The organism is Mesorhizobium sp. GbtcB19 (assembly GCF_019091085.1).
In the GTDB taxonomy this organism is placed as follows: domain Bacteria; phylum Pseudomonadota; class Alphaproteobacteria; order Rhizobiales; family Rhizobiaceae; genus Mesorhizobium.
The window spans coordinates 290,058-316,145 of the sequence record NZ_JAGXJY010000006.1 but is presented as its reverse complement, the minus strand read 5'-3'; the positions used below and the strand labels follow the sequence as shown (position 1 = coordinate 316,145).

Genomic DNA, 26,088 nt, shown 5'->3' with positions numbered 1-26,088 from the left:
TTGCTCGCATTCGCACGCGGCTGGCTCAATGAACTGAAGGGCAGGAATATCCGGGTGAACGTCCTGCACCCCGGCCCGACCGCCACACCGATGCAGGACCAGGTTCTCACCGAGGAGGCCAAGCGGATGTTCGAATCGGTGATCCCGCGGGGAAAGATGGGGCGTCCTGAGGAACTCGCGGCGGTCGCTGTGTTTCTTGCTTCGGACGATTCGAGCTTCGTGAATGGGGTGGAACTGTCTGTCGACGGCGGCCTCTCGGCCATCTGAGAGGCGTGGAACCCACATCAACACGGATCGGAGAAGCATTATGAGCTACGCGATTATAGGATTCGGTAAGATAGGCCAGGCCCTCGCCCACGCCTTCGCCCGTAAAAACATCGACGTGACTGTCGCGAGTCGCCGGCCGCCCGAGGCGTTGGCGCCGCAGGCTCGGGCGATCGGCCCTACGGTCGTCGCCAAGTCTCTGCAGGATGCAGTCGAGGCCGACACGATCATCCTGGCAATCCCGTTCGGGGAGCACCGCGAGGTTGCGAAGGCTCTGCCGAGTTGGGAAGGCAAGACGGTCATCGACGCGATGAACGCGTTTCCTGTCCCTGAAGAGCTGGACGGTCTCCCGTCCTCCGCCTTCGTCGCGAAGTCGTTCGCCGGCGCCAGGCTCGTCAAAGGGTTCAATCACCTGATTGCGGCCACCCTGGCTGCCGATCCGACCGTCGCGGGGGGCCACCGGGTCGTCTTTCTGTCGAGCGACGACGACGACGCGACCGCTCCCGTGGCGGCCTTGGCCAAACAACTCGGATTCGCACCCGTCAAGCTGGGAAAACTGAACGAAGGTGGCGCGCTGGTGCACGCACGCGGCCGCATTTGGGGCCAGCTGATCTTCCAGGACCTGTTCAAGAAGGAGCAGTAGCGGATTTACTGTCCACTGCCAGAGGTGCTGCTTGCCCAGTCGGCTAACCAGACAGCGGCGCTTGCGGCGTCATCTCCTGATCAGGTTTTGCACAGCCTGCCCGCAAGGGGGAGATTGGGCAGCTTCAGTGCCTCACCCCTTCGCCGCCGTCCCGTCCAGATACTGGGTCAGCGCGCAGACCAGGTGATAGAAGATGCTGGCGGGCACGTCTGTCGCCAGCGAGCGGCCGCGCTCGTCGATGCGGTCGATCCAGAGCCCGAGCGGCGCCGGGTCGATGTGCCAGCGGAACAGCCGGCCGACACGCGCCTCGATCTCCGGCTTGAGGTCCGGCCCGCCGGAGCCGTCGAGCGCGATCGCCGCCTTGATCGCCTCGGCCTGCGGCCAGCTGCGCGAGACCGTGTCGAGCGGCAGGCCCTGGCGGGAGACCGCGCCATAGGCGAGCCCGGTGGCGCGGTTGAGGCCGTTGGCTATCGCCGAGGCATAGAGCTTGCGGGCGAAGGTGGCGAGTTCGCTCTGGCCGCTGCGGGCGGCGAAATCGACCAGCAGTGCTGCCCATTCGAAATGATGGCCGGGCTCGGTCCAACTGCCCTTCCCGTTCGCCGCCGGCTTCCAGCCTTCGTCGAAATATTCGCCAAGCGTCCAGCTTTCGGTATCGAAGAAGTGACTGCGGAAGAGGTCGATGATGCGCGCCGCGCGGCGCAGATAGGCGCGATCGCCGGTCGCCTGATGCCAGGCGAGGAAAGCCTCCAGAAAATGCATATGCGGGTTGGAGCGCCGCTCGTCCGCGCCGTCGGAAGTTTCCAGAAAGCCGGTCATGCGGCTGTCTTCGAGATGCGCGTCAAGGAAGGCGAACGTCTCCTCGCCGAGCCGCAACGCGTCGGGATGACCTGAGATATGAGCGTGCGCGAGGGCCAGAAGCACGCAGGAATGGTCGTAGGCGTCCTCGACCGGATCGGCGACCGAGCCGTCGATGTTGAGCGTGCGTACCCAGCCGCCGCGCTTCGTACGGCCTTGGCCGGCCATGAAGTCGATGCCGTGCGCGATCAGGCGGTCGGCCGGGCCGTCCCAGCCGCGTTCCTTGGCGACCGCGAACGCATAGACCTGGCGCGCCTGGGTGCGCATGCGCTTGGGTTTCATCAGCGGCGCCGCGTCAAAGCCGAGCGCCTCGTGGAAGCCGCCATAATGCGCGTCGACGCCGGACGTCGACCATAGCGGCAGCGTCTCGTCGAGCAGCCAGTGACGCACGCGCCGCTGCCAGGCGCCGGTCTCGATGACGCGGTCGGGCGCAGGCGTGAACCTGGTCTCCAGCCGGCCCGATTTTTCCAGCTGCTCGACGATCTTCTTGACGTGCTGGCTGTGGCTGACAGGGGCGACGAAGGTGGCGTCGGCGGTGGAGACGATGGCCACGTCCTTCATGCCGATGGCCGACAGCAGCCGGCCCTCGCTGCGGATATAGGAGTTCTCGCAATCGATGGCGACAACGTCGCCGACGATGACATTGCCCTGCCCGTCGGAAGGGCCGACATCGAGCAGCGACTGCCAGGAGCCGAGATCGTTCCAGCGGAAGCCGGCGGGCACCATGGCGATGTCTTTCGCGCGCTCCATGATGGCGTAGTCGATCGAGGTCGACGGGATCGCGGAATAGAGTTCGAGCGGCATATAGAGGCCAGACAGGTCGCTGGTCGCGGCCTGGTAGGCCGCCTCGGCGGCGTGCCATATGTCAGGCGCAAATGCCGCGAAGGCGTCGCGCATGGCGCCGGCGCGGAACAGGAAGATGCCGGTGTTCCAGTAGAAGCTGCCAGCCTCGAGATAGGCCTGCGCGGTGACGAAATCGGGCTTCTCGACGAAGCGCGAGACATCGAAGACCCCGTCCTTGTCGGCCCCGACCTCTATATAGCCATAGCCGGTCTCGGGCTGTGTCGGCTTGAGGCCGAACACCACCAGCCGGCCGGCGTTTGCCGCCGCGGCACCCGCCTCGATGCTTTGCCAGAACTGGCCAGACGTCGAGATCTCGTGATCGGACGGCACAGCCAGCACCAGGTCGTCGCCATATTCTGACAGCGTGCGCAGGCTCGCCAGCGCCACGGCGGCGGCCGTGTTGCGGCCAGTCGGCTCGAAAAGCGGTCCGCCGCCGCCAAGATCGAGGCCGGCAAGGTCGGCATGGACGCGCTCGGCGTGGCGTTCCGAGGCGATCAGGAAGATCGGCGTTTCGCCTTCGGGCCGCGCCGCCAGCCGGCGCAAGGTCCTGGCCAGCATCGAGCCGTCGCCCGAGAAGTCGTGGAACTGCTTGGGATTGTCCTCGCGCGACAACGGCCACAGCCGCGAGCCGACGCCGCCGCTCATGACGAAACTGACGATGCGCTGGCTCATTCGGGTCTCGTGCTCAAAGTTGTTGATCGCTCGCCCGCCACAGATGCCTTTAATCGGTGTTGAGCCGATTGGAAATCCGCTCGGCGGCCAGATCAACAAAGGCCTTCACCAGCGGCGAGAGATGCCGGCTGCTCGGATAGAGGACATAGAGCCCCCCAGTTGGTGTCGCATAGCCGTCGAGAACGCGAAGCAGCCGCCCCTCGCTGATCAGCGCCTCGACCGCCCCGTGGGGCAGTTGGGCGATACCGTGACCCGCAATCGCCGCCGCAACGACCGCCTGCATCTCGTTGGCGGCAAAGCGGCCGGAGACCGTGACCGTCTCCTGGCCGCCCGGGCCCTCCAGCACCCAGTGCGCGCCGACGGCCGATGGACCTGCGATGACGCAGTCGTGGCGGGCAAGATCGGCCGGCGTTTCGGGTGTCCCATGGCGCAAGAGATAATCCGGACTGGCGCAGAGCAGGCGGCGCGTCGAACCAAGTTTGCGGGCGATCAGCGTCGAATCCTGCAGGACGCCGGTGCGGAAAGCGAGATCGATCCCCTCCTCGACCAGATTGAGCCTGTCGTCGGTCAAGCGCAGTTCGACCTTGGTCTTCGGATACATCTCCAGGAAATCGACCACGGCCCGGTTGAGGAAATAGCCGCCGAAACCGACTGGCCCCGAAATGCGGATGGTGCCGGACGGCTCCGCCCTTGCCTCGGCAAGGCGCAGGTTCGCCGCCTCGATCGTCCGCAGCGCCTGGCTGCTCTGCTCGTAATAAAGGCGACCGGCATCCGTCACGTTGAGGCTGCGCGTCGTGCGTTGCAGCAGGCGGACCCCAACCTCGCGCTCGAGCGCGGCGATACGGCGGCTGACCGTCGTCTTGGGCATGGCAAGCGCGCGTGCAGCGGCGGTGAAGCTTCCGGCTTCCACAACGCGAGCGAATACCACGATGTCGTTGAGGTCGATCATTGTATCCAATAATGGCACAAAGTTTTTCAATTATAGACAATTATGCGCCAATTCGGCAATGCCTAACTTTGCTCCACCGAAACAAGGAGCAACGAAATGACCAAACGAGACATTCTGGTGACCGGCGCCACTGGCCAGCAGGGCGGCGCGGTTGCGCGCGCGCTTCTCTCCCAGGGACACCGCGTCAAGGCCTTGACGCGCTCGCCAGACAGCAAGGCCGCTCGGCAGCTTGCGACGGCCGGCGCCGAAATCGTGGTTGGCGATCTCGCCGACGGCGCTTCAATCGAAAGGGCCGCGCGCAATGCCGACACGATGTTTCTGATGGGCATGATGACCGAGGCTGGCATGGAAGAGGAAACCCGCCAGGGCATCCTCGCCGCCGATGCCGCGAAGGCCGCCGGCGTCGGGCATCTGATCTACTCGTCGGTCGCCGATGCCAACAAGCAGACCGGCATTCCGCATTTCGAAAGCAAGTATGGCGTCGAGCAGCATATCGAACGGCTCGGCATCCCTTATACGATCAGCGCCCCGGTGGCGTTCATGGAGAACTTTGTCGCGCCGTGGTCGGTCGGAGCGCTCGCCCAAGGCACGCACGCCTTCCCGGTCCCCGCCAAGCGGGCGCTGCAGCTGGTTGCGCTGTCGGATATCGGCGCCTTCGTCGCCGCGCTCGCCGAGCGGCGCGAAAAGGTGTTCGGCAAGCGCTTCGATTTCGCGGGCGACGACCTGACTGGTGAGGAGCAGGCGAAAATCCTGTCGCAGGCAATCGGCCGCCCGATCGCGTATCAGGAAATTCCGATCGCCGTGGCCCGCCAGCAGAGCGAGGATGCGGCGCTGATGTTCGAGTGGTTCCACCGCGTGGGCTACGACGTCGATATCGCCGCGCTGCGCCGGGACTTCCCGGAGGTGCGCTGGCACAGCTTTGCCGACTGGGCGAAAGCCTTCGACTGGAGCGTGCTCGGACAGCCGGCCGCCTGAGCGCGCGATAGAACCCGGAAGAAAGTGCCGGTCCGCTGTCCATTCGCGCAGCGGACCGGTCTGCTCGGTCGCATCGGCAAAGGCCAATGGCGAAAGCCGACGAAATGCGACAGAAGGACTGCCATTGCCGCTTGCAGGATCGGAAAGCGGCGGCTATAAGCCCGCGGTCTGGTCACGGAGTGTAGCGCAGTCTGGTAGCGCACCTCGTTCGGGACGAGGGGGTCGCAGGTTCAAATCCTGCCACTCCGACCAGAAAAAACAGGTACTTAGCGATCTGTTCTCCCGATAGCCGACGGATTTCCCCCATAGAAAAGCAAAAGTCGTCTGGACCGCTCCGTGCGGCTGGCCCACACATATCCAGAAATGGAGTGTGGCCCCATCTCAAACGATCCTTTCGCCCCGCTGCGTCAACGTTTCCTCACCCGGTGCGCCGATCAGCTTGCCGAGTTGAAGGCCATCGCCGATCGGCAGGCTGCACTACCCATTGCTTCCAACGACCCGTTGATCCGGATCGCCCACTCGCTCGCCGGTGCGGCGGGAACGTTCGGATTTGCGGATATCAGCGCGCGGGCGTCGGCACTGGAGACGCTGCTGGTCGAGCAGGCGGATGAGAGGGCTGCCCGCACCGCGCTCGATGCGCTCATCGCGGAGATCGAGCGCACGCTGACATGATGCCGCGGCTTACTTCTTGACGCCGCCGAGGCCGGTCCTGGTCATCTCGCCCCAACCCTGGTTGCCGCGCAGATATTGCCACCAGCCCTTCACGCGCCAGAAATTGTTGAGCTGGCGGTAGCCGAAATTCTCGATCACGGCCGCCGCCGTCAGCACGGCCAAGTCCCTGGCGCGGGGAAAACGCTGCAGCTCGGCCTCCTCCAGAATCAGCGAGCAGACGCTGACGCAGACGCCATAGGTGAAGATCAGCGCGGTGAAGGCCAGGAGATACTCGGCCGACAGGATGCCGAGCAGCCAGAAGGCCGGGATCAGGATGTAGCCCAGCACCTCCGCCACCGGCCCCAGCACGTCGACGATCAGGATGTGGCCGAAGCCGAGGAAGCCGACGCGGCCATAGCGCGGGTTGAACAACATGGCACGGTAGCGGAAGAAGCATTCGAGCGCGCCGCGCTGCCAGCGCGAGCGCTGCCTGGCAAGCACGCTCAGCGTTTCCGGCGCCTCCGTCCAGCACACCGGTTCGGGAATGAACTGGATGCGGTATTTGCGCCTGGTATCGCGCATGTGGCGGTGCAACTTGATGACGAGGTCGAGGTCCTCGCCCATCGAGCCCTTGGTGAAGCCGCCGACCGCCACCACTTCCGCGCGGCGGAACATGCCGAAGGCGCCGGACACCAGCATCAGCGTGTTGATGCTGCTCCAGGCAAGCCTGGCCATGAGGAAGGCCCTGAGATATTCGACCACCTGGAACAGCGGCAGCAGCCGGCGCGGCAGATGGATCTCGCGCACCCTGCCCGCTTCGATCTTCGAGCCGTTGGCGATGCGGATCGTGCCGCCGACGGCGATGGTGCGCTCGGGGTCGTCGATGAAAGGCTGGGCGGCGCGCATCAGCGCATCGGGCTCGAGGATGGAGTCGCCATCGATGACGCAAAAGAGCGGTGCGCGGCAGACATTGATGCCGGCATTCTGGGCGTCGGCCTTGCCGCCATTTTCCTTGTCGACCACGAACAGCCGCTCGGTCATCGGCGAGGAATAGAGGCCGCGGATCGGCATATGCGCCAGCGCCTCCTCATAGGGCCGGTGGAACTTCGTCAGCTTGAAGGCCTCGATGAGCCGTTGCAGCGTATCGTCCTTCGAACCGTCATTGATGACGACCACCTCGAAGTTCGGATATTCGAGCGCCAGCATCGAATGGACGCTCTCGACCACGTTCAACGCCTCGTTATAGGCGGGCACCAGCAGCGCGATCGGCGGCGCGACGTCGCCGTAGCGGTGCCACAGCAGCGCCGAGCGCGCCACCGGCGGGCGCTTGGAAAGCGCGTAGCCGGCGAAGATCAGCTGCAGCAGATAGATCGTCGTCTGCGCCAGCCCGGCCCCGATGATGAACCAGGACAGGATGGTGGCGGCAAGGACGATCTCGTGGCTCCAATCGGCGATCATGCGGCCGGCCCCTCGGCAAGAACAAGCGAAGCGGTGCGCTGGCTGCGCGAGACCTCGCTGCCGGCCATCTCGCGCAGCAGCCGCTCTCCTGGGTTGCCCAGCGAACGCAGCGCGTTGGCCGCGGCATAGCGCACGGTCCAGAACTCATCGTCCATAAGCATGGACAGCGGCGCGGCGAGCTCGGACAGGCCGAGGCGCCCCGCGGCATCGGCGGCAGCGGTGCGCACATCCCAGTCGGCGTTCGTCATCGCGACAGCCAGGATGGCCGGCGCCGCGCCGTGCCCCGTGAGGCCCAGCGCGCGCAGCGCCGCGGCGGCAACCTCCGGCGAGTCATTGCGAGCCAGGCCGGCGAAGAAATCGGCGAAGCCGAAGCCGCCGGTGCGCGCCAGCGCATCGATCGCGGCCGCCCTGACGAAGGGCACGGCGTCCGCGCGCGATGCGTGAACAGCCAACTCGTTGAAGCGCGACCGCGGAAAGCGCCTGAACAGATCGATCAGGCGCCGTGAGCGCTGCCCCGCCACGCCGATCTTGTCCAGCGCAGTGCCGAGCAGCGGCAGGCTGCCAAGATCGCAGAGCGCGATGGCCGCGGCGATCCTGACATCGCGGGAACGGTCATGGTCCAGCGCCGCAAGCAGGCTTGCCGTAGCATCCTCCGAACCCAGCGCCGCCAGCATCTCGGCCGCGTGGATGCGTTCGGCCACATTGCCCCGTTCCAGCAGCCTGCCGACGAGGGCCGGCAAGCCACATTCATGGAAGGCGACAAGCACCTCGTTACGCTCCTCGCCGCGCAGCAACGAAATGAACTCGAATCCGGCATGGATCGCGACGCTCGCCGGCACGCCAAGCACCACCGCCTTCAAGGCCTCGCGATCACGGTTTTCCGTGAAGGCGATCAGCGCGGTCAGAAGCTGGCGACGCTGATCGGCCGCCGCGTTGTCGCTGCGCTCCTGCAGCACCCGCCGGGCTATGAGGAACAACATGATCAGCAGGGAAAGAGCGCTGAGCAGCAGGGAGAGGTCCCAGATCATCCACATGGTCAGAACCGCGCTGTAAGACCGAGCCCGAATATGCTCCGGTCGAATGTCGGACGTTGTTCATGCGCGATGCTGGCGCGCAAAGTCAGCGGATCGCTGACATCCCAGGAAATGCCGCCAAAGACGGTGCGCGTCGGCACCAGGGCGCCGTCGTCGATCTCGGGGGCGTCGGCATAGCCGCCGAAGACGTTGAAGTGCGGCGTCACCGCAAGGTCAGCGCGCAGCACATAGCCGTCCGCGCGCGTGCCAATATTGTCCTGGGCGTGTACCCAGCGGGCGGAAAGCCCCAGGTGTCCATCGAACAGGTAACCCTGCACCCAGGGCGAGATGCTGGTGATGTTGGCATCGGCGAAATTGTCGTAGCGGGCGTCGATGTTGAGCGAGAGCGGGCCGAACGCCTTTGCCGGCGCCATGATCTGCCATGACGCGCCCGCGCCGATCGAATAGCGCGCCAGGAAATCGGCATCCGGCGTCGCTGCCGCCAGCGCGTAAGCCGAGAAGGCCGGCGTGAAGGCCTGGTCGATGCGGCCCTCGACCTGGACGTCGGTGTGGCCGAAACGGGTCGCCACCCGCGTGCGACCCGAAATGGTCGTGCGCGGCGACAGTCGGTAGGCAAGGCCGGCAGAACTGTCGGTCCAGTCGCCGAGCCCGTTGGTGAGATCGCTCACCTCGCTGCCGAGGTCGAGCCGCCATTTGCGCGGCGGCGGCACGGCCAGCCTCTGTTCGATGTCGGAAGAGCCGGGCTCGATGGCTAAAGCCTTGTTGTAAGCCTGCCGCGCGGCCTCGTCGTCGCCCTGGGCGCGACGCACGTCGCCGATCCCCACCAGCGCCTCGGCGTTACGCGGATCGGATGCCAGCACGCGCTGGAATGATTGCCCGGCCCGCTTGTCGTCACCTTCGAGAAGCGCGATCCTTCCGTCGAGGTCGAGCGCCTCGACATTGTCGGGCGCCGTCGCCAGCACGTCGTCGATCAGCGCCCGGGCTCGTGGCGTGTCGCCCTGCCAGATCGCCAGGCGGACCTTGCCCAGCCGCGCATCGAGCAGCCCAGGCTTTATGGCAAGCGCCCGGTCGAAGAAGTGTCCGGCCTCGTCGAAGCGCTGGCTGGAGCCCACGACAAGGCCGAGCGCGACCAGGATGTCGGTGTCTTTTGGCGAAAGCTTCAGGGCGCGGCGATAGACGGTCTCGGCCTCGGGCAGTTTTCCTTCTGTGCGCAGGCGCCTGCCCTGCTCCAACAGACTAGCGACGGGATCGGGCCGGCGCTGGGGCTTCTTCACCGGCGCGTGAGCCGCGGCAGGCGGCTTGGCCTTGCTGCCAGCCGCCTGTATGGCCTTGCTGCCGGCGGCCTGCTTAGCCTTGCGGATGTTCTCGACAAGTGCCGCGGCGTCGGTATTGGCGGGGTCGGCCTGCGCCACCTCCTCGGCGAGCGGGAGCGCCGCGTCCAGATTGCCGGCGCGGAACTCGACCTCGGCCATGCCGAAGCTGGCATCGCGATAGGTGGGGGCAATTGCAAGCGCCCTGGAAAAGGCATCGCGCGCCGCCGTCAGATCGTTGCGGCCAAGTTGCGCGAAACCAAGCTGAACCAGGGCATCGGCATTGTCGGGTTTGAGCGCCAGCGCACGTTGCAGCAGATCAACCGCCTCGTCGAAATGCTGGGCCTGCCTTGCCTTGACGGCGGATGCATAGAGTTCGTCAACGGTCTGCGCCAGCGCGGCGGCCGGAGCCGCGGCGATCGCCAGGAACATGCATGCGGCAAGGGTTGCGCGCCGGCCGCGCCGCATCAGCGCTTCCCGCTCTTGCGGGCGATCAGGCGCGCGAGCCGGGCCAAAAGCTCCTCGGGAATGAACGGCTTGACCAGGTAGTCGTCGGCTCCCTTTTCCAGGGCGGAGACGATGTCCTTCTCGGCCTTGCGCGCGGTCAGCATGACAACTGGCGTTTCAGACAGGGCCGGATCGCCCTTGATGCGGGCCAGCACCTCGATGCCGTCCGCCTTTGGCATCATCGCGTCGAGCACGATGATGTCGGGGCCGTCCTGCGCCTTCGAGATCGCCTCGGCCCCGTCCATGGCCTTGTCGACCTCGTACCCTTTCGCCCTCAGCCTGAATTCCATCAGCTCGAGCAACAAGGGATCGTCATCGCAGATCAGAACTCTTGCCTTTGCTCCAACCACCAGTCCTGCTCCGGTTTATGCCTCGTGCCCCCCGGAGAAATCCAAATATGAACCGACATCCGCCAAAGCGGTTCATTCAGACAAGGCCCGCGCGAACATGCACGCCGGCCAATGCCGCGCGATCATAGATAAAAGCGATTCGCGGCAGCCGCATTTCGGGTACAATCAGTAGATGAATATCGGGGCATGGTATAGGAGGCGTAAACGCCATATTCACCTTGCCGACAAGCTTCTTCCCAGCCCCACGGCACGTCAGGCGGCCAACAGCAGCTTCCTGACTTCGCCGGCAAGCGCCAACGGGTCGAAGGGCTTGGCGATGACGCCGACAGCTCCCATGGCGAGATAGCGCTCAACCTCATGCGTCTGGGTGCGCGCGGTGATGAACACCACAGGTATCGAGGCCGTCAGCGGCGAATCGGCCAGGCGCTTCAGCGTTTCCGGCCCGTCCATATCCGGCATCATCACATCGAGCAGAATGAGGTCCGGCCGCCAATCGGCGGCATCGGTCAGCGCCTCCGTGCCCGAGGCGCTCGACCGCACCTCGAATTCCGGGTCGAGCTCCAGCGACATCTGGGCGATTTCGCGGATGTCGTCCTCGTCATCCACATAGAGGATCCGTGCCGGCATGATCGTCACTCCTTGGCATGGGCAAGTGCGGCGCCGTCGCGCGACGAGGCCAGCATGTTCTTGACCAGCTTGGCGACGTCGATTTCGGAGGCCCTGGTCTTGGTCATGATCGCCTGCACCCGGTCGCCGAGTTTCTGATCGAGCTCCGCCGCCGAGAACACGATGACCCCGGTCTCGAGCGGCAGATCGGTGAGCAGGTCCAGCCCCGATCCATCCGGCAGCGCAATATCCAGGATGACCAGATCGAAGCGATGGCGGGCGATCGCCTCCTGGGCCTCCTTCAGCGTTCTCGCCGAGGTGATCGAAACGCCGGAACCCAGCCCCTCCGACATCACCGCAAGCACGCCCTCGTCGTCTTCGACATGCAGAATCTGCGACTTCGGCTCGACCCTGCGGCCGACGATCTTGGCGAGAGCGGCGTGAAGCCGCTTCGAATCCACCGGCTTCTCCAGCCAGTCGACGATGCCGACGGCGGCGCCGTTCAGCGAACGCCTGGCCTCGTCGGCGACGGCGGAGATGACGATGACCGCGATATCGGAATTTGCCTGTGATGCCCTGATGTCATGGAAGAGCTTGATGCCGGATTCGCCGGCAAGCTTGATGTCCAGCGTCAGCGCCACATAGTCGCGAGAGCTCAGCAGCTCCTTGGCGGTGTCGATATCGGGGGCGACGTCGCTGGAAAAACCATCCGCGTCGAGAAGCGCTGCGATCACCACGGCGACGTCGGCCTCGTCCTCGCAAATAAGGACACGCAAGCGATCATCGCGTTTGCGCGCCCGGCGCTCGACAAACACCGGCTTCTCGGCCTGCCTCTGCACTTCGGCAAGGTCGACGTGGAACGAGGTTCCTTTGCCTTCCTCGGTTTCGAAGGAAACGGCGCCGCCCAGCTTTTCGACGATGGTCCTGACGATGCTCAAGCCCAGGCCGGTGCCTCCCTTTTTGCGGGTGCTCGACGCATCCGCCTGCTCGAACTTTCCGAATATGCGGCTGCGGAACGCCTCCGGAATGCCGGCGCCTTGATCGATCACCGAGATGCGCAGCATGTCGCGGTCGCGACGCTGGAGCTTCACCATCACGGTGCCGCCGGGATCGGAGAACTTGATTGCATTCGACAGCAGATTCGCCATTACCTGATGCATGCGGTCCGGGTCGATATTGGCCTCGGCGCGCGGAGCATCATCGACCAGCACCATGCGGATCTTGTTCTCGGCCATGTAATTGGAGCTTGCGGCAATGGCCTGCTCCAGCACCGGCCGGACGGCCATCTGCTTGATCTTGAAGGTGATCACGCCCGATTCGATCTTCTCCATGTCGAGGATGTCGTTGATGAGAAGAACCAGCCTTTCGCTGTTGTTGTGGGCGATGTTGACGAGGTTGGCGGCCTTGGCCGGCAGTTCGCCCGCGACGCCGGCAGCGATGAGGCCGAGCGAGCCGCGGATGGACGTCAGCGGCGTGCGCAGTTCGTGGCTGACCGTGGAGATGAAGTCGTTCTTGAGCTGCGCGTTGCGCTTCTGCTCGGTGATGTCGCGATTGTAGGTGATGACGCCGACGGTCTTGCCGGCCTCGTCGCGGAACGGCGCCTTCAACGTGTAGAGCCAGCCCTGCCTGCCGTCCGGGAATTGCGCGGGCTGATCGATGCGCGACGTCTGCCCGGCCTCCAGCGCGCCGGTCTCATCCTGCCTGAAGCGCTCGGCCACCTCCTTCGGATAGAAATCGAAATCGGTCTTGCCGATCAGGTCCTCGACCGAAGCGGCGCCCACCATTTCGGCGGTGGCCGGGTTTGCAACGACGAAGCGGCCGTCGACATCCTTCACGTTAAGGCAATCCGGCAGCTCGCGGACCATGGCCCGGTAGACCATGTTGGACATTGCAAGATCGCGCCGCCGCTGCTGCCGGTCGAGCAGGACGCCTATGATGAAGGTGCTGAGAAAACGGAACACGAGGGTCGGCAAGGTGCTCTGCTGAACGAAGCCGGTGAGTATCTGCTGGGGAATGACCAGAAGCGTGATCAGTCCGGCGAGCGCCACCGACACGCCGAGGCCGAGTATGTCGAACATGGTGCGCGAGCGGACCGCGACGACGTGGTACCAGGCCATGCCGACGATGGCGGTGATCAGGATGCCCATGACACCGATATTGGCGCCCTGCCCGCCCAGATAGATGCGATAGGCGACGGAGCCGATGGTGGCTACGAACATGGCCGGCCATCCGCCGAAGAACGCGGCGGCGGCGATGAAGGCGGCGCGCAGGTCGATGACGAAACCGGAGACGTTGAGCGCGGTGGCCATGGAAATGATCGATCCCGCGCACATGACCAAGCCGAGAAGCAGCGACTGTATCAGCCGTGGGAGACGCCCGGTAAAATCCGCCACAAGGTCCCAGGCGACGACCAGGATGGAGACGAGAGCCAGATTGGCGAGGAGTGAGTGCCAGATTTCGGTCATGACGTTCCTGCTCCTTTTGTCCGAAAAATATCGGCAAAACCTATCCGAGGTCTAAAGAGGTTGGGCGTCAGCCATCGCCGACAGGTCGATGGCACGAAATGCAGATTATCTAGGGCGTTCGACGTTTCACAGAATCGCCAATCTTCTCTAAGCATTTGTTTTTACGTAACTTAAGACGGAAAGCCGTTACATACTTTCATCGGAACTGCGCCAGCGCAACGCGCTTCCGGAGCCTCAGGTCGACGGTTATTCATGGCTCCGTCCACCTTCCCGCATTAACCTTTCAGCACCGAACGACGGGTTGGAACGACGGCCGCCGCCCATTGTGCTCGACAGCCGGCCCTTACTTTGACCTAATGGCCGTCCTGGTTCGACCAGGCGCAGACCCCGCGAAGCGACCCAACAAGAGAATGAAGTTCACGCCCACATCCCTTTCGACCATGGTGCTGCTTCTGGCGGCTGGCTGTTCGTCGACCGTCGCGTCGATCAGCCCGGCGAAATACGACAAGATGAGCTGCGCCGAGCTCAACAGCGAACTCGGCGACACGGCCACCGATATTTCGCGCACCGCGATCGCCCGCGGCAAGGTCGCCAACACCAGCGTGCCGACATGGCTGCTCGGCGGCGAGCGGGTGAAGACGGCGGTCGCCAATCGCGAAACGGCGAAGATCGAACGGCTGCAGCAACAGCAGCAGGCGATCGGCGCGGCGCGGAAGCAAAGGTGTGCCTCCGCGCAGTGAGCCGATCACGGTTGGGCTCGCCCGACTTCAAGCACTCATGCGGAACCGTGTCGAATCGATCGCAGCGTTCATCAGCGTCTGTGTGTAGGCTTCGCGCGGATTGCCGAAAATCTCTTCGGTCAGCCCTTCCTCGACGATCTTTCCCTGCTTCATGACGATGATGTAGTCGGCCATGGCGCGCACCACGGCGAGGTCGTGGCTGATGAAGAGGTAGGACAGCTGGTGGTCGGCCTGCAGCTTGCGCAACAGCTCGACGATCTGCTTCTGCACGGAGCGATCGAGCGCGGAGGTCGGCTCGTCCAGCACCACCACTTTCGGCATCAGGATCATGGCGCGGGCAATGGCGATGCGCTGGCGCTGGCCGCCGGAGAATTCATGCGGGTAGCGGTTGCGCGCGTTGGGATCGAGGCCGACCTCGCGCAGCGCCTCGACGGCGCGCTGGTCGCGCTGCTTGCCGGTCAGCGCGGGCTCGTGCACCAAAAGGCCCTCTGTGATCACCTGGCCGACGGTCATGCGCGGCGACAGCGAGCCGAACGGATCCTGGAAGACCAGCTGCAATTCGTGCCGCAGCGGCCGCATCGCCCGCTTGTCAGCCTCGGAAATATCGCGATCGCCGAAGCGGATGACGCCGTCGCTGGGGAGCAGCCTGAGCAGCGCGCGGCCAAGCGTCGACTTGCCCGAACCCGACTCGCCGACGATGCCGATCGTCTGGTTGCGCTTCAGCCGGATCGAAATCTTGTCCACGGCACGCAGCATCAGCGGCTCGCCGCCGAGGAAGCCGCCGCCGATCTTGAAGACGACCTCGACGTTGCGGCCCTCAAGCAGCACCGGCGAATTGGCCGGCGGCGCCGCCTTGGTGCCGGTCGGTTCGGCCGCGAGCAGCATCTTGGTGTAGGCATGCTGCGGGTTGGCGAAGACCGCTTCCGCCTCGCCCTCTTCCACCACCTCGCCCTGACGCATGACATAGACGCGGTCGGCGAAGCGCCGGACGATGCCGAGATCGTGAGTGATGAAGACGATCGCCATGCCGAGCTTGCGCTGCAATTCGGCAAGCAGCATCAGGATCTGCGCCTGGATGGTGACGTCGAGCGCCGTCGTCGGCTCGTCGGCGATCAGGATGTCGGGATCGTTGGCCAAGGCCATGGCGATCATGACGCGCTGGCGCTGGCCGCCAGACATTTCATGCGGATAGGATTTCATCCGCCGCTCGGGATCGGGAATGTGCACCAGCCGCAAAAGCTTCAGCGCTTCTTCCCGCGCCGCCGGCCCGGAGAGCCCGCGGTGGCGGCGGATCGGTTCCATCAGCTGGTTGCCGATGGTGTAGAGCGGGTCGAGCGAGGTCATCGGCTCCTGGAAGATCATGCTGATCTTGCGGCCGCGCACCTTGTTGAGCTCGCTTTTCGGCATGGTCAGGAGGTTCCGGCCGCGATAGTCGACATGGCCGGTCGCCTCGCCATTGGAGGACAAGAGGTTCATCGCCGCCATCATCGTCTGGCTCTTGCCGGAGCCGGACTCGCCGACGACGGCGACCGTCTCGCCGGCATTGACCTTGATGTTGATGCCCTTGACCGCCTCGACCGTGCCGTCGAGGGTCTGGAAGCGGACGCGCAGGTCCTTGACGCTGAGGATCGTTTCGGTGGCCATGTCAGCGGTCCCCATCTTTATCGATCTTTCGGGTCGAGCGCGTCGCGCAGGCCGTCGCCGACGAAATTCAGGGCGAACAGCGTCGAGACAAGGAAGAAAGCCGGGAACAGAAGCAACCAGTTGGCGTAGCCGATGTTCTTGGCGCCGACCGAGATCAGCACGCCCCAGCTGGTCATCGGCTCCTGCACGCCGAGACCGAGGAAGGAGAGGAAGCTCTCCAGGATGATGACCTGCGGCACCAGCAGCGTCATGTAGATGACGACCGGTCCAAGCAGGTTGGGAATGACGTGGCGCAACAGGATGCCGCGCTGGCCGACGCCCATCGCCTCCGCCGCCTGGACATATTCCTGTCTGCGGATCGACAGCGCCTGGCCGCGCACGATGCGCGCCATGTCCAGCCACAGCACCGCGCCGACGGCCAGGAACATCAGCACGAAGTTGCGGCCGAAGAACACCACCAGCATGATGACGAAGAAGATGAAAGGCAGCGAATAGAGCACATCGACGATGCGCATCATCACCTCGTCGACCCGGCCGCCAGCGAAACCGGCCGTCGCGCCGTAGATGACGCCGATGACGCCGGCGACGACGCCGGCAAGCAGGCCGATCGCCAGCGAGATGCGGCCGGCCATCAGTGTGCGCGAAAGCAGGTCGCGGCCGGTGTTGTCGGTGCCGAAGTAGAAATATTGCTGCTTGATGGCCGAACTCATCGTCACTTCGAGCCCGTCCGCCGACTTGTTCTCGATCCTGGTGTCGTCGAAGGCGTCGGAACGGTCGAGATAGCGGATGTTGCGGTCGTCGATCGGCTTGGTCGACGTGACGGTGACGATGACGCGGTTGCCGTCCTGGTGCCATTCCTTGATGTCGGCGCGCATGCGCTTGATGGCATCGCCCAGCGCGCCCTGGATCATGTCGGGCTTCGGATAGGCCGACAGGCTCGGCGGCATGCGCACATAATCGCCGTAGATGGTGGTGTATTCGTGCGGCACGAGCATCGGGCCGAACACGCTGATGACGGCGATGAAGGCCAGGTAGTAGAGGCTGAACATGGCGGCGCGGTTGCGCTTCAGCCGCGCCCAGGCATTGCCCCAGAGCGAACGGCCGGCGATCGGCTCGGGCACGGCGACGGCGAGATCAGTCATAGCGCACCCTCGGATCGACGACCGCATAGAGAAGATCGACGATCAGGTTGAAGACGATGGTGAAGACCGCGATCACCACCACGGTGCCCATGACCAGCGTGTAGTCGCGGTTGAGCGCGGCATCGACGAAATAGCGGCCGACGCCAGGAATGGAGAAGATGGTCTCGACAATGATCGAGCCGGTAAGCAAGGCGGCGGCCGCCGGACCGGTGAAGGAGACGATCGGCAGCACGGCGCCGCGCAGCGCGTGCTTGACCACCACCGACCAGTCGGAGAGGCCGAGCGCGCGGGCGGTGCGGATATGGTGTGAGCGCAGGCTTTCGATCATCGAGCCGCGCATCAGGCGAGCGACAATGGCGATCTGCGGCAGGGCCAGCGTCAGCACCGGGCCGACCTTGTTGATCAAGGCGCCGTCGCCCCAGCCGCCGATCGGCAACAGCTTCCAGGACAGCCCGAAGACGAGCTGGATCACCGGCGCGATGACGAAGGTCGGGATGGTGCTGCCGGCGGTGGCCAAGGCGATCACCGAATAATCGGCTATTTTGTTCTGGTTGAGCGCCGCGATGGTGCCGAGGACGGAGCCCAGCAACAGCGCCAGCACCAGCGCCGAGGTGCCGATCTGGATCGAGATCGGCAGGCCCTTGGCAAAGAGCTCGGTGACGGTGAAATCCGGCAGATTGTAGCTCGGGCCGAAATTGCCGCGCAAAAGATTGCCGAGATAGTGGACATATTGCAGCCAGAGCGGATCGTTGAGGCCGAACTGGGCTTCGAGATTGGCCTTGATCTCAGGGCTCAGGCCTCGTTCCTGGTTGAACGGGCCGCCAGGGGCGACGCGGATCAGGAAGAACGCCACCGTCACGATGACGAAAAGCGTCGGGATGGCGGTCAACAGCCGCCGGAAGACATAACGCAGCATCGGCGCCCCGCTTCAGCCAGGGCGACAGCTCTCCAGTCGAAGATCCGTGGCGCGCTGGCATCTCTGATCTTCGCACCGGGGCACTCGAAAATCCAACCCGACTTTCGGCCCGGCACGACGACAGACCGTAGCCGCCGCTCTCAAAAAGAGAGCGACGGCACGGCCAAGGTTGCTTGTCAGTCCTTGGAGATGAAGCGGGACGGATGAATGTCCATCACATTGTCGTCGAAGCCATGCAGCTTCGAGGAAACGATGTCGTGGTAGCTGTAGTAGAGAAGCGGGATCTGGCCGACGTCGTCGACGAGGATGCGCTCGGCCGCGGCGAGGTCCTTCATGCGCTCTTCCGGCTTGCCGCCGGCGGCGGCCGCCTTGTCCATCGCGGCTTCGTAGGCCGGGCTGTTGTAGTTCGAGTAGTTGTTGCCGCTCGCCTTGCGCGAGATGCCGAGGAAGGTCTCCGGATCCTTGTAGTCGGCGATCCAGGCAGCGCGGGCGACGTCGTAATTGCCCTTCTGCTCGAGGAAGCCGTAATGGGTCTTGGTGTCGGTGTTGAGCAGCGTCACCTCGATACCGAGCGGCTTCAGCTGTTCCTGGATAGCGACCGCCGTATTCTTATGGTTCTCCGAGGTATTGTAGCGGATCTCCATCTTCAACGGGTGCTCCGGCGTATAGCCCAGCTTTTCCAGGATCTTCTTGGCCGCATCCTCGCGGTCGATCTGCGGCATGTCGGCGTATTTGGCCAATGCCGGCGTGTAGCCCTCGATGCCAGGAGGCACCATCGAATAGCCGGGCAGCATCGAGTTCTGCCAGACCTTCTCGGCCAGGAAGTCGCGATCGATCGCCATCGAGATGGCGTTGCGCAGTTCGACATTGTCCCAAGGGGCCTTGTCGGTCTTGACCGCATAATAATAGGTGCCGAGATATGGCCCGACACGGATCTGGTCGCCGAATTTGGTCTTGAGATCGGCGAGCTGTTCGGTCGGCAGGTCACCATAGCTGTCGAGTTCACCAGCCTCGAAGCGCTTCATCGCCGACGAGCGATCCTCGGTCGGGATGTAGTTGACCACGTCGAGCTTGACGCTCGCGGCGTCCCAGAACTTCGGGTTCTTCGCCAATTTCATATGATCGTTGGGAACCCACTCCGCCAGGGTATAGGCGCCGTTGGAGATCAGCTTGCCCGGCTTGATCCAGTCGGCGCCGAGCTTGTCAATGGAGGCCTTGTTGACCGGATACGTCGCCTGGTGGGTCAGCATCTCCAGGAAGTAAGGCGTCGGCGCCTTCAGCGTGACTTCAAGCGTGTTGGCGTCGATCACCTTCACGCCCATATCCTCGGCCCTGCCTTTCTTGGTGTTGAAGTCCTCGGCGCCCTTCACCGGATAGAGCATCGAGGCATATTCGGCGGCGGTGGCCGGGTCTTCCAGACGATGGAACGAATAGACGAAGTCGTCCGCCGTCACCGGGCTGCCATCCGACCAGAGGCCGTCCTTGCGCAGCTTGAAGGTGTAGACAGTGCCGTCGTCGGACACGGTCCAGCTTTCGGCGGCGCCCGGAATGAGGTTCGTCTTCTGGTCATGCATGACCAGACCCTGGAACAGGTCGCGTATGATATCGGCTTCGTAGACCGTCGATGTCTTGTGCGGATCGACCGTCTCCGCCTCGGCGGCGCTACCGCGGTTGTAAACGGTTTCGGCAAAGGCGTGCGTGTAGAAGGCACCCGTGGACAAAGCCATGGTGGTGGCGAACACCGTCGCCTTCAGCATGTTTTTCAGCATGAAGTCTCTCCCTGTCGGCGCAGCCCCTCAGCCGCGCCTTTCTTAAGTGTTGACGCCCCGGAACCGTTGAAACAGCCCCGTTTCAGGCGTGCCGCCGGTTCCTTCCGGCGACTGGTGGCAGGAGACTAGACAGAGCGAAATCTTATTTCAACCATTGCCTGCTTGACGCAAAGTGAGCGTCATCACGCTAAAACAGCGAGACCTAAATTTTATACCTTGTTTTCAACTTGGCACATCCGCCGGTTGTTCGAGGCGTTTTCTGTTTTTGCAAGCAGGTTTTGGCATTCTTCGCACCATGCTGAAGAACCGAAAACTCTCCGTTTCTTGGTCTCGTTTCCGGGCAGACGCCGCGGGCACGTCAGCGATCGAATTCGCCATGCTGGCGCCGGTCTTCATTCTGCTGCTGCTCGGCATGGTTGCATATGGCGTTTATTTCGGCGCCAGCCATTCCGTGCAGCAGATTGCCGCCGATGCGGCGCGCACGGCGATCGCCGGCCTCAACCAGACCGAACGGCAGGCGCTGGTCACCGATTTCATCGCTCACGACGTCTCGGGCTATCCCTTCGTCGATCCCAACAAGCTGACCGTCAACGCGCAGGACAGCGTCGCCGACGGCAGCCAGTTCGTCGTCTCGGTCAGCTACGATGCGCGCAACCTGCCGATCTGGAATCTGTTCCGGACGCTGCCGCTGCCGGGCACGACGATCCAGAGTCAATCGACGATCCGCGTCGGAGGCATATGATGCCCATCAAGGGGGGGCTAGAGCGGTTCATCGTTTCCCGGAAACGCCAAACCGCTCTATCGGTTTTCAGTGACGCAATTCCGGACGGAAAACCGCTTCGCACTTTTCCTGGAATTGCTATCGTGTCGGCGACCAGACGGCTGCTCGCCGACCGGAGCGCGAATTTCGCCGTGATGACGGCGCTGTGCACGCCGGTGGCGCTGGCGCTGACCGCCTTCGCGATCGACGAAGGCTCGCTATACAACGAACGCCGCGCCGCGCAGTCGATCGTCGACCTTGCCGCCATCACAGCGGCTTCGAACATCACCAATGCCCAGCAGGCGGTGCTAACGACGCTCGCCGACAACGGCATCACCTCGGTCGCCGTGCAGCAGCAGGGCACGACCGTCGCGCCGACCGCCACCAAGGCTGTCGTCCAGGTCGTGCCGGGGCGCTATACGGGCATCAGCACCATTGCCGCCGGCAGCCGGTTCGAGGCAGGCAAGCTCCCCTACAATGCCGTCCAGGTGTCGCTGAAGAAGCAGGGCACGCTCTATTTCGCCGGCTCGATCATGTCGCCGCCCACCCTCGGCACGACGGCAATCGCCAGTGCGCAACCGCAAGCGGCTTTCTCGGTCGGCTCGCGGCTCGCCAGCCTCAATGGCGGCATTATCAACGCGCTTCTCGGCAGCCTTCTCGGCGGCAACATCTCGCTTAGCGTGATGGATTACAATTCGCTGATCTCGGCCGACGTCGACGTGCTCTCCTTCGTCGACCAGCTCGCCGTGCAACTGCATTTGACCGGCGTTTCCTATTCGGATGTGCTCGCCTCGAAGGCGACGATCGGACAGATCGCCACCGCCATGGCCAATGTGCCGGGGCTCGACCGCACTGCCAAGATCGCGCTGCAGACCATGGCCTCCAGCGCGACCAACACGGTCAAGATTCCGCTCAGCAGTCTCGTCGACCTGGGGTCGGTGGGCAGCCTCGGCCTTGGACAACAACCCGCCGGACTGTCGGTCGATGCCAGCGCGCTCAGCATGCTGACGGCGGCGGCCGCGCTTGCCAACGGCACCAACCAGGTCGCGGTCAATCTCGGCGCCACCATACCGGGGCTGACATCGACGACGCTATCCATCGCGATCGGCGAGCCGATGCAGAACTCGCCCTGGCTGGCGGTGGGAGAAGCAGGCACCGTGGTGCGCACGGCGCAGACGCGCATCAAGCTCAATGCCAGCGTCACGCTGGGCAATCCCAATCTCGGCGGCGGCATCAGCCTGCTCGCCGTCAATCTGCCGCTCAATGTCGAAGTCGCCTATGCGGAAGCCAAGCTGAGCGATATCAGCTGCCCGACCGGCCCCTCCAGCATCAAGGTTTCGATCGCGGCGCAGCCGGGTGTGGTCGCGGCCCATCTCGCCAACAGCAGCGCCAGTGGTTTCGCCGACTTCACCAAGCCGCAATCCTTCTCCGACGCCGAGATCGCGGATGTCAGCCTCAAGCTGCTCTTGATCAACCTCAACCTCTTGCAGATCAACGGACAGTCGGCCTTCGCGGCCACCAACATGGCGCCGACCACCCTGACCTACAGCGCCACCGACATCGCCAACAAGGCGATCAAGACGGTGTCGACGAAGAACCTGACGCAGTCGCTGACGACATCGCTGGTCAACAATCTGTCGCTGTCGGTCAATGCGTTGGGGCTCGGCATCGACGTGACCGCCCTGCTCGGCACGGTGAAGCCGGCCGTGACGACGCTGCTCAACGGGGTAACCGCGCCGGTCGACGACCTTGTCTACAACGTGCTTGGGGCACTCGGCGTCCGTGTCGGCGAGGCCGACGTGCGGGTGACCGGCGCGTCTTGCGGACGCTCGGTTCTGGTCCAGTAGATCAACCCGTCAGCCAACCCTTCCGACGAAGCTGCCCAGAGACGGCAGCGCCAGCACGCTCTCCTCGACAACACCGGTAAGGATGCCGGCGGCATCGACGTCAAATGCCGTTATCTCGGCGTCGCCGAGCTCCGCGGGCAGTGCCCAGCCCGTTGGCTCGGCTGAGAAATTGAAGACGCAAAGCAGCCTCTCGCCGTCATGCTCGCGCAGGAAAGCGAGCACATCGCCTTCGACATCGAGAAAGCGGATCGAACCTTGGATCAGCGCCGGATGGCGCTTGCGCAAGGCAAGGATCGACCGATAGGCGGCAAGCACCGATCGCTCCTCGCCATCCTGAACGTCGACCGCGCGGGGACGATGCGCTTGCGGCACCGGCAGCCAGGGCTTGCCGGTGGAGAAGCCGGCATTGTCGACCTCCGCCTGCCAGACCATCGGCGTGCGGCAGCCGTCCCTGCCCTTCACGCCAGGCCAGAAGCGGATGCCGACGGGATCGCGCAGATCCTCATAGGCAAGCTCGGCCTCCTCGAGGCCGAGTTCCTCGCCCTGGTAGAGACAGATCGAGCCGCGCAGGCAGGCAAGCAGTGCGATGGCGAATTTCGCCACCGTGTCGGGATTGCCGCCGAGCCTGGTCCAGCGGCTGACATGGCGCACGACATCATGGTTGGAGAAGGCCCAGCAAACCCAGCCATCCGGCGCGGTCGTCTCGAAGGCCTCGACGCAGCCGCGCACATGGGCGGCGGAAAACTGCGGACTGAGCAGGTCGAACGTATAGCACATCTGCAGTTTGTCGCCGCCGGACACGTAAGCGGCGAGCGTCTGCAAGGAACGCTCCTCGTCACCCACCTCGCCGACCGCGGCGCGGTCCGGATATTCATCAAGCAGCGCGCGAAAGCGTTTCAGGAAATCGAGGTTCTCGGGGCGCGTCTTGTCGAACAGATGCTCCTGGAAGCCATAGGTGCTGGTCGACCCGTTGGTGCCGGCGACGCTTGACGCCAAGGGCGGGTTGTCGCGCAGCCAACGGTCATGGACATAATAGTTGACGGTGTCCAGCCTGAAACCGTCGACGCCGCGCTCCAGCCAGAAGCGCACGGTGTCCAAAAGCGCGTCCTGAACGTCAGCATTGTGGAAGTTCAAATCCGGCTGCGCGGCGAGGAAATTGTGCATGTAATATTGCCGGCGCGTGGCATCCCATTCCCAGGACGGACCGCCGAACACCGACAGCCAGTTGTTGGGGGCATTGCCGTCAGGCTTGGCGTCGGCCCAGACGTACCAATCGGCCTTGGCGTTGTCGCGGCTGGCGCGACTTTCGACGAACCATTCATGCTTGTCGGAAGAGTGCGAGATCACCTGGTCGATGATGAGTTTCAGACCGAGCCGGTGCGCCTCGGCGATGAGCGCATCAAAATCTTCCAGCGTGCCGAACATCGGATCGACGTCGCGATAGTCGGACACATCATAGCCCATGTCGGCCATCGGCGACTTGAAGAAGGGCGAAAGCCAGACGGCGTCGACGCCGAGCGACGCAATGTGGGCGAGCCGCGCGGTGATTCCCTTCAAGTCACCGCTGCCGTCGCCGCTCGTATCCTGGAAGGAGCGCGGATAGACTTGGTAGATCACGCAGCCGCGCCACCATTCGGCGCCTTGTAGCGGATTGTCGCCAGTCATCACGAACCCTTCCTGGCGCGGGGCTTCGCCGCCTGCCGCTCAATCATGAAATTCACACAGCGGCCGGGCAGCGGCCGGGCAAGGTCGACCGGCTGCGTCTCGATCGCCGGGCGCCATTCAAATCCGTCCCGCGCCGGCAAGCTGAAGACAGATTGGCGGCGGTCGCCATTGATCATGACCGCGAGGCGGGTGCCTTGGCTATCGCCGAGCAGCATGACGAGGCGATGCCGGCCGGGGTCGTTCCAGTCGGACTCGCTAAGCGGCGTGCCGGTCTCGGTCAGCCAGGCCACGTCAGGGATTTCCGATCCGTCCGCGGGCTCGCCGGTCAGGAAGTGTGGATCCGCCAGCCCCGGAAAGGCGCGGCGCAGCGCGGCGAGTGACTCGGTATATTGCTCCAGCGCCTGGTCGCGGCCAGTCCAATCCAGCCAGGTGATGGCATTGTCCTGTGCATAGGCGTTGTTGTTGCCTTTCTGCGTGCGGCCAAACTCGTCGCCGGCGGTCAGCATGATGGTGCCGCGCGAGGCGAAAAGCGTCGCCAGCAGCGCGCACTGATCACCGAAGCGGTTCCTGGCGATCGCGTGGTCATCCGTTTCGCCCTCGGCGCCGTTGTTCCAGGACAGATTGTCGTTGTGGCCGTCGCGATTCTGCTCGCCATTGGCCTCGTTGTGCTTGCGCTCATAGGCGACGATGTCTGCCAGCGTCATGCCGTCATGGGCGGCGATGAAATTGACGGTGCGGCTTGCTGGTTGGCCGTCCCTGCCGAAGACATCGGAGGACCCGGCAAGCCGGGTGGCGAGCGAGCCGAGCGCGCCGGCATCGCCGCGCCAGAAGCGCCTGACATCGTCGCGGCAGCGGTCGTTCCATTCCAGATAGGGCGGACGGAAATTGCCAAGCTGGTAGCCGTTCGGGCCGATGTCCCACGGCTCGGCGATCAGCACGCGGTCGGCGAGCACGGGATCGCCGGCGATGTCCCCCAGCAGCGGCGCGCCCGGATCGAAGGCGCCGTCGACACGGCCGAGCACCGGCGCCAAGTCGAAGCGGAAGCCGTCGACACCGGCGAAGCGAGCGAAATGGCGAAGCGTGTCGAGCACCATCTCGCGCACGACCGGATGATCGCAGGCGACGGTGTTGCCGGTGCCGGTGTCGTTGACCAACCGGCCGTCCGGCTGATGCCGATAGTAGGCCTGCGCATCGAGCCCGCGCAGCGACAGTGTCGGCCCGAGCCGATCGCTCTCGCCGGTATGGTTGAAAACGAGATCGAGGATGGTGCCGATGCCCGCCTTGCGGAGCGCGGCGACGGTATCGCGCAACTCCCCAAGGCCGCCAGGCGCCAGGCGCGGGTCGAGCGCCATGAAGGTGACGGGGTTGTAGCCCCAGGCATTGCTGAGGCCCAGCGGCGGCAGATGGCGCTCGTCGATCGATGCGGTGACCGGCATCAGTTCGACGGCCGAGACGCCGAGGCGTTTCAGGTGTTCGATGATGGCCGGATGCGCGAGCGCCGCGATGGTGCCGCGCTGCGCCTCGGGGATATCCGGATGCAGTTTCGTGAAGGAGCGGACGTTGAGCTCGTAGATCAGGCGACCTGGTTGGAACAGCGGCGGCTTGGACGGCACCGGCTTGGGCAAGGACCGCGCAACCGCCTTAGGCATCAGCGAAGCGGTATCGGCGCCTTCGTTGCGTTTGGCGGCAAGCCGCCAATGGTACTGGTATGGGCGATCGATCTCGACAGCGTAGGGATCGATGAGAAGCTTGTTCGGGTCGAACCACAGGCCGCTTTCCGGCGCATAGTCGCCGTCGGCGCGAAAGCCGTAGCGGGCCTCCGATGCCAGGCCGGAGACAAGGAGCGCATGCACCCCCTCGCCTTCCGGCTTCAGCTCCAGCCGGTCGGTTTCGCGTGAGCCGGTCCCGTCGAAAAGCGAGACCCAGAGACGGCGAGCGGACGACGACCAGGCGGCGAAGCGGATGCCTTCGGAGGTGACGGTGGCGCCGAGTTGGGTCATGCGAGCGCCTCCCCTTCTCCCCT

General features: G+C 64.3%; 21 protein-coding genes and 1 tRNA gene. 8 read left to right on the top strand and 14 right to left on the bottom strand.

Annotated features, from left to right (window positions below; translation table 11 throughout):
• Both KVT37_RS14130 and KVT37_RS14125 read left to right on the top strand, forming a co-directional pair.
• A partial coding sequence (locus KVT37_RS14130) for an SDR family NAD(P)-dependent oxidoreductase (RefSeq protein WP_217573865.1) occupies window positions 1-267 on the top strand: 267 nt, incomplete at its 5' end.
• A gap of 40 nt (window positions 268-307) precedes the next feature.
• Window positions 308-907, top strand: a complete 600-nt coding sequence (locus KVT37_RS14125) for an NADPH-dependent F420 reductase (RefSeq protein WP_217573863.1) — start codon at window positions 308-310, stop codon at window positions 905-907.
• Between the two features lie 132 nt (window positions 908-1,039).
• Here KVT37_RS14125 and KVT37_RS14120 read toward each other — a convergent pair whose 3' ends face one another.
• Window positions 1,040-3,277 (bottom strand): AGE family epimerase/isomerase, encoded by a 2,238-nt coding sequence (locus KVT37_RS14120; RefSeq protein WP_217573861.1) that lies wholly within the window; start codon window positions 3,275-3,277, stop codon window positions 1,040-1,042.
• Between the two features lie 49 nt (window positions 3,278-3,326).
• Window positions 3,327-4,226 (bottom strand): LysR family transcriptional regulator, encoded by a 900-nt coding sequence (locus tag KVT37_RS14115; RefSeq protein ID WP_217573859.1) that lies wholly within the window; start codon window positions 4,224-4,226, stop codon window positions 3,327-3,329.
• Window positions 4,227-4,322: 96 nt separating this feature from the next.
• On the opposite strand from KVT37_RS14115, the gene KVT37_RS14110 reads away from it, so the two are divergent.
• The 3 genes from KVT37_RS14110 (at window position 4,323) to KVT37_RS14100 (ending at window position 5,873) form a co-directional block, all read left to right on the top strand.
• Window positions 4,323-5,201: an NmrA/HSCARG family protein gene (locus KVT37_RS14110; RefSeq protein ID WP_217573857.1), complete on the top strand. Its 879-nt coding sequence runs from the start codon at window positions 4,323-4,325 to the stop codon at window positions 5,199-5,201.
• Between the two features lie 175 nt (window positions 5,202-5,376).
• Window positions 5,377-5,453, top strand: a tRNA-Pro gene (locus KVT37_RS14105).
• Between the two features lie 84 nt (window positions 5,454-5,537).
• Window positions 5,538-5,873 carry an Hpt domain-containing protein gene (locus KVT37_RS14100; RefSeq protein WP_308642620.1) on the top strand — a complete coding sequence of 112 codons (336 nt, stop codon included), beginning with the start codon at window positions 5,538-5,540 and terminating at the stop codon, window positions 5,871-5,873.
• A gap of 9 nt (window positions 5,874-5,882) precedes the next feature.
• On the opposite strand, the gene KVT37_RS14095 is transcribed toward KVT37_RS14100, so the two are convergent.
• From KVT37_RS14095 to KVT37_RS14070, 6 genes are all read right to left on the bottom strand, one after another.
• A complete protein-coding gene (locus KVT37_RS14095; protein WP_217573855.1) occupies window positions 5,883-7,310 on the bottom strand; it encodes a glycosyltransferase family 2 protein in 1,428 nt (475 codons plus the stop codon).
• Complete coding sequence (locus tag KVT37_RS14090; RefSeq protein ID WP_217573853.1) at window positions 7,307-8,344, bottom strand: HEAT repeat domain-containing protein; 1,038 nt, start codon at window positions 8,342-8,344, stop codon at window positions 7,307-7,309. Before KVT37_RS14090 ends, KVT37_RS14095 begins: the two co-directional genes overlap by 4 nt.
• A 2-nt stretch (window positions 8,345-8,346) precedes the next feature.
• The gene (locus KVT37_RS14085) at window positions 8,347-10,122 is read right to left on the bottom strand and encodes a YaiO family outer membrane beta-barrel protein (protein WP_217573851.1); all 1,776 of its coding nucleotides are present in this window, start codon (window positions 10,120-10,122) and stop codon (window positions 8,347-8,349) included.
• Window positions 10,122-10,511, bottom strand: coding sequence for a response regulator transcription factor (locus tag KVT37_RS14080; RefSeq protein ID WP_217573849.1), 390 nt, complete (start codon window positions 10,509-10,511; stop codon window positions 10,122-10,124). The genes KVT37_RS14085 and KVT37_RS14080 overlap by 1 nt, the downstream gene beginning before the upstream one ends.
• A gap of 252 nt (window positions 10,512-10,763) precedes the next feature.
• Complete coding sequence (locus tag KVT37_RS14075) at window positions 10,764-11,138, bottom strand: response regulator (protein ID WP_217573847.1); 375 nt, start codon at window positions 11,136-11,138, stop codon at window positions 10,764-10,766.
• A 5-nt stretch (window positions 11,139-11,143) separates the two neighbouring features.
• A complete protein-coding gene (locus KVT37_RS14070; RefSeq protein WP_217573845.1) occupies window positions 11,144-13,582 on the bottom strand; it encodes an ATP-binding protein in 2,439 nt (812 codons plus the stop codon).
• Window positions 13,583-13,992: 410 nt separating this feature from the next.
• Here KVT37_RS14070 and KVT37_RS14065 point away from each other — a divergent pair, with 410 nt between their 5' ends.
• The gene (locus tag KVT37_RS14065) at window positions 13,993-14,322 is read left to right on the top strand and encodes a hypothetical protein (RefSeq protein ID WP_217573843.1); all 330 of its coding nucleotides are present in this window, start codon (window positions 13,993-13,995) and stop codon (window positions 14,320-14,322) included.
• A gap of 27 nt (window positions 14,323-14,349) precedes the next feature.
• Here KVT37_RS14065 and KVT37_RS14060 read toward each other — a convergent pair whose 3' ends face one another.
• The 4 genes from KVT37_RS14060 to KVT37_RS14045 form a co-directional block, all read right to left on the bottom strand.
• Window positions 14,350-15,966, bottom strand: coding sequence for an ABC transporter ATP-binding protein (locus KVT37_RS14060; RefSeq protein WP_217573841.1), 1,617 nt, complete (start codon window positions 15,964-15,966; stop codon window positions 14,350-14,352).
• A gap of 17 nt (window positions 15,967-15,983) precedes the next feature.
• Entirely contained in the window at window positions 15,984-17,108 is a 1,125-nt protein-coding gene (locus tag KVT37_RS14055; protein WP_217573839.1) for an ABC transporter permease, read from the bottom strand.
• Complete coding sequence (locus KVT37_RS14050; RefSeq protein WP_217573837.1) at window positions 17,101-18,024, bottom strand: ABC transporter permease subunit; 924 nt, start codon at window positions 18,022-18,024, stop codon at window positions 17,101-17,103. Before KVT37_RS14050 ends, KVT37_RS14055 begins: the two co-directional genes overlap by 8 nt.
• 176 nt (window positions 18,025-18,200) lie before the next feature.
• Complete coding sequence (locus tag KVT37_RS14045) at window positions 18,201-19,793, bottom strand: peptide ABC transporter substrate-binding protein (protein WP_217573835.1); 1,593 nt, start codon at window positions 19,791-19,793, stop codon at window positions 18,201-18,203.
• 376 nt (window positions 19,794-20,169) lie between these two features.
• Between KVT37_RS14045 and KVT37_RS14040 the strand changes: the two genes are divergently transcribed.
• Together KVT37_RS14040 and KVT37_RS14035 are read left to right on the top strand one after the other, a co-directional pair.
• Entirely contained in the window at window positions 20,170-20,535 is a 366-nt protein-coding gene (locus KVT37_RS14040; RefSeq protein ID WP_254634005.1) for a TadE family protein, read from the top strand.
• 173 nt (window positions 20,536-20,708) lie between these two features.
• On the top strand, window positions 20,709-22,400 hold the full coding sequence (locus tag KVT37_RS14035) for a TadG family pilus assembly protein (protein ID WP_254634022.1): 1,692 nt from the start codon (window positions 20,709-20,711) through the stop codon (window positions 22,398-22,400).
• Window positions 22,401-22,409: 9 nt separating this feature from the next.
• Here KVT37_RS14035 and KVT37_RS14030 read toward each other — a convergent pair whose 3' ends face one another.
• Together KVT37_RS14030 and glgX are read right to left on the bottom strand one after the other, a co-directional pair.
• On the bottom strand, window positions 22,410-24,065 hold the full coding sequence (locus KVT37_RS14030; RefSeq protein WP_217573831.1) for an alpha-glucosidase family protein: 1,656 nt from the start codon (window positions 24,063-24,065) through the stop codon (window positions 22,410-22,412).
• Complete coding sequence (glgX, locus tag KVT37_RS14025; protein ID WP_217573829.1) at window positions 24,065-26,065, bottom strand: glycogen debranching protein GlgX; 2,001 nt, start codon at window positions 26,063-26,065, stop codon at window positions 24,065-24,067. Before glgX ends, KVT37_RS14030 begins: the two co-directional genes overlap by 1 nt.
• Window positions 26,066-26,088 lie beyond the last annotated feature (23 nt).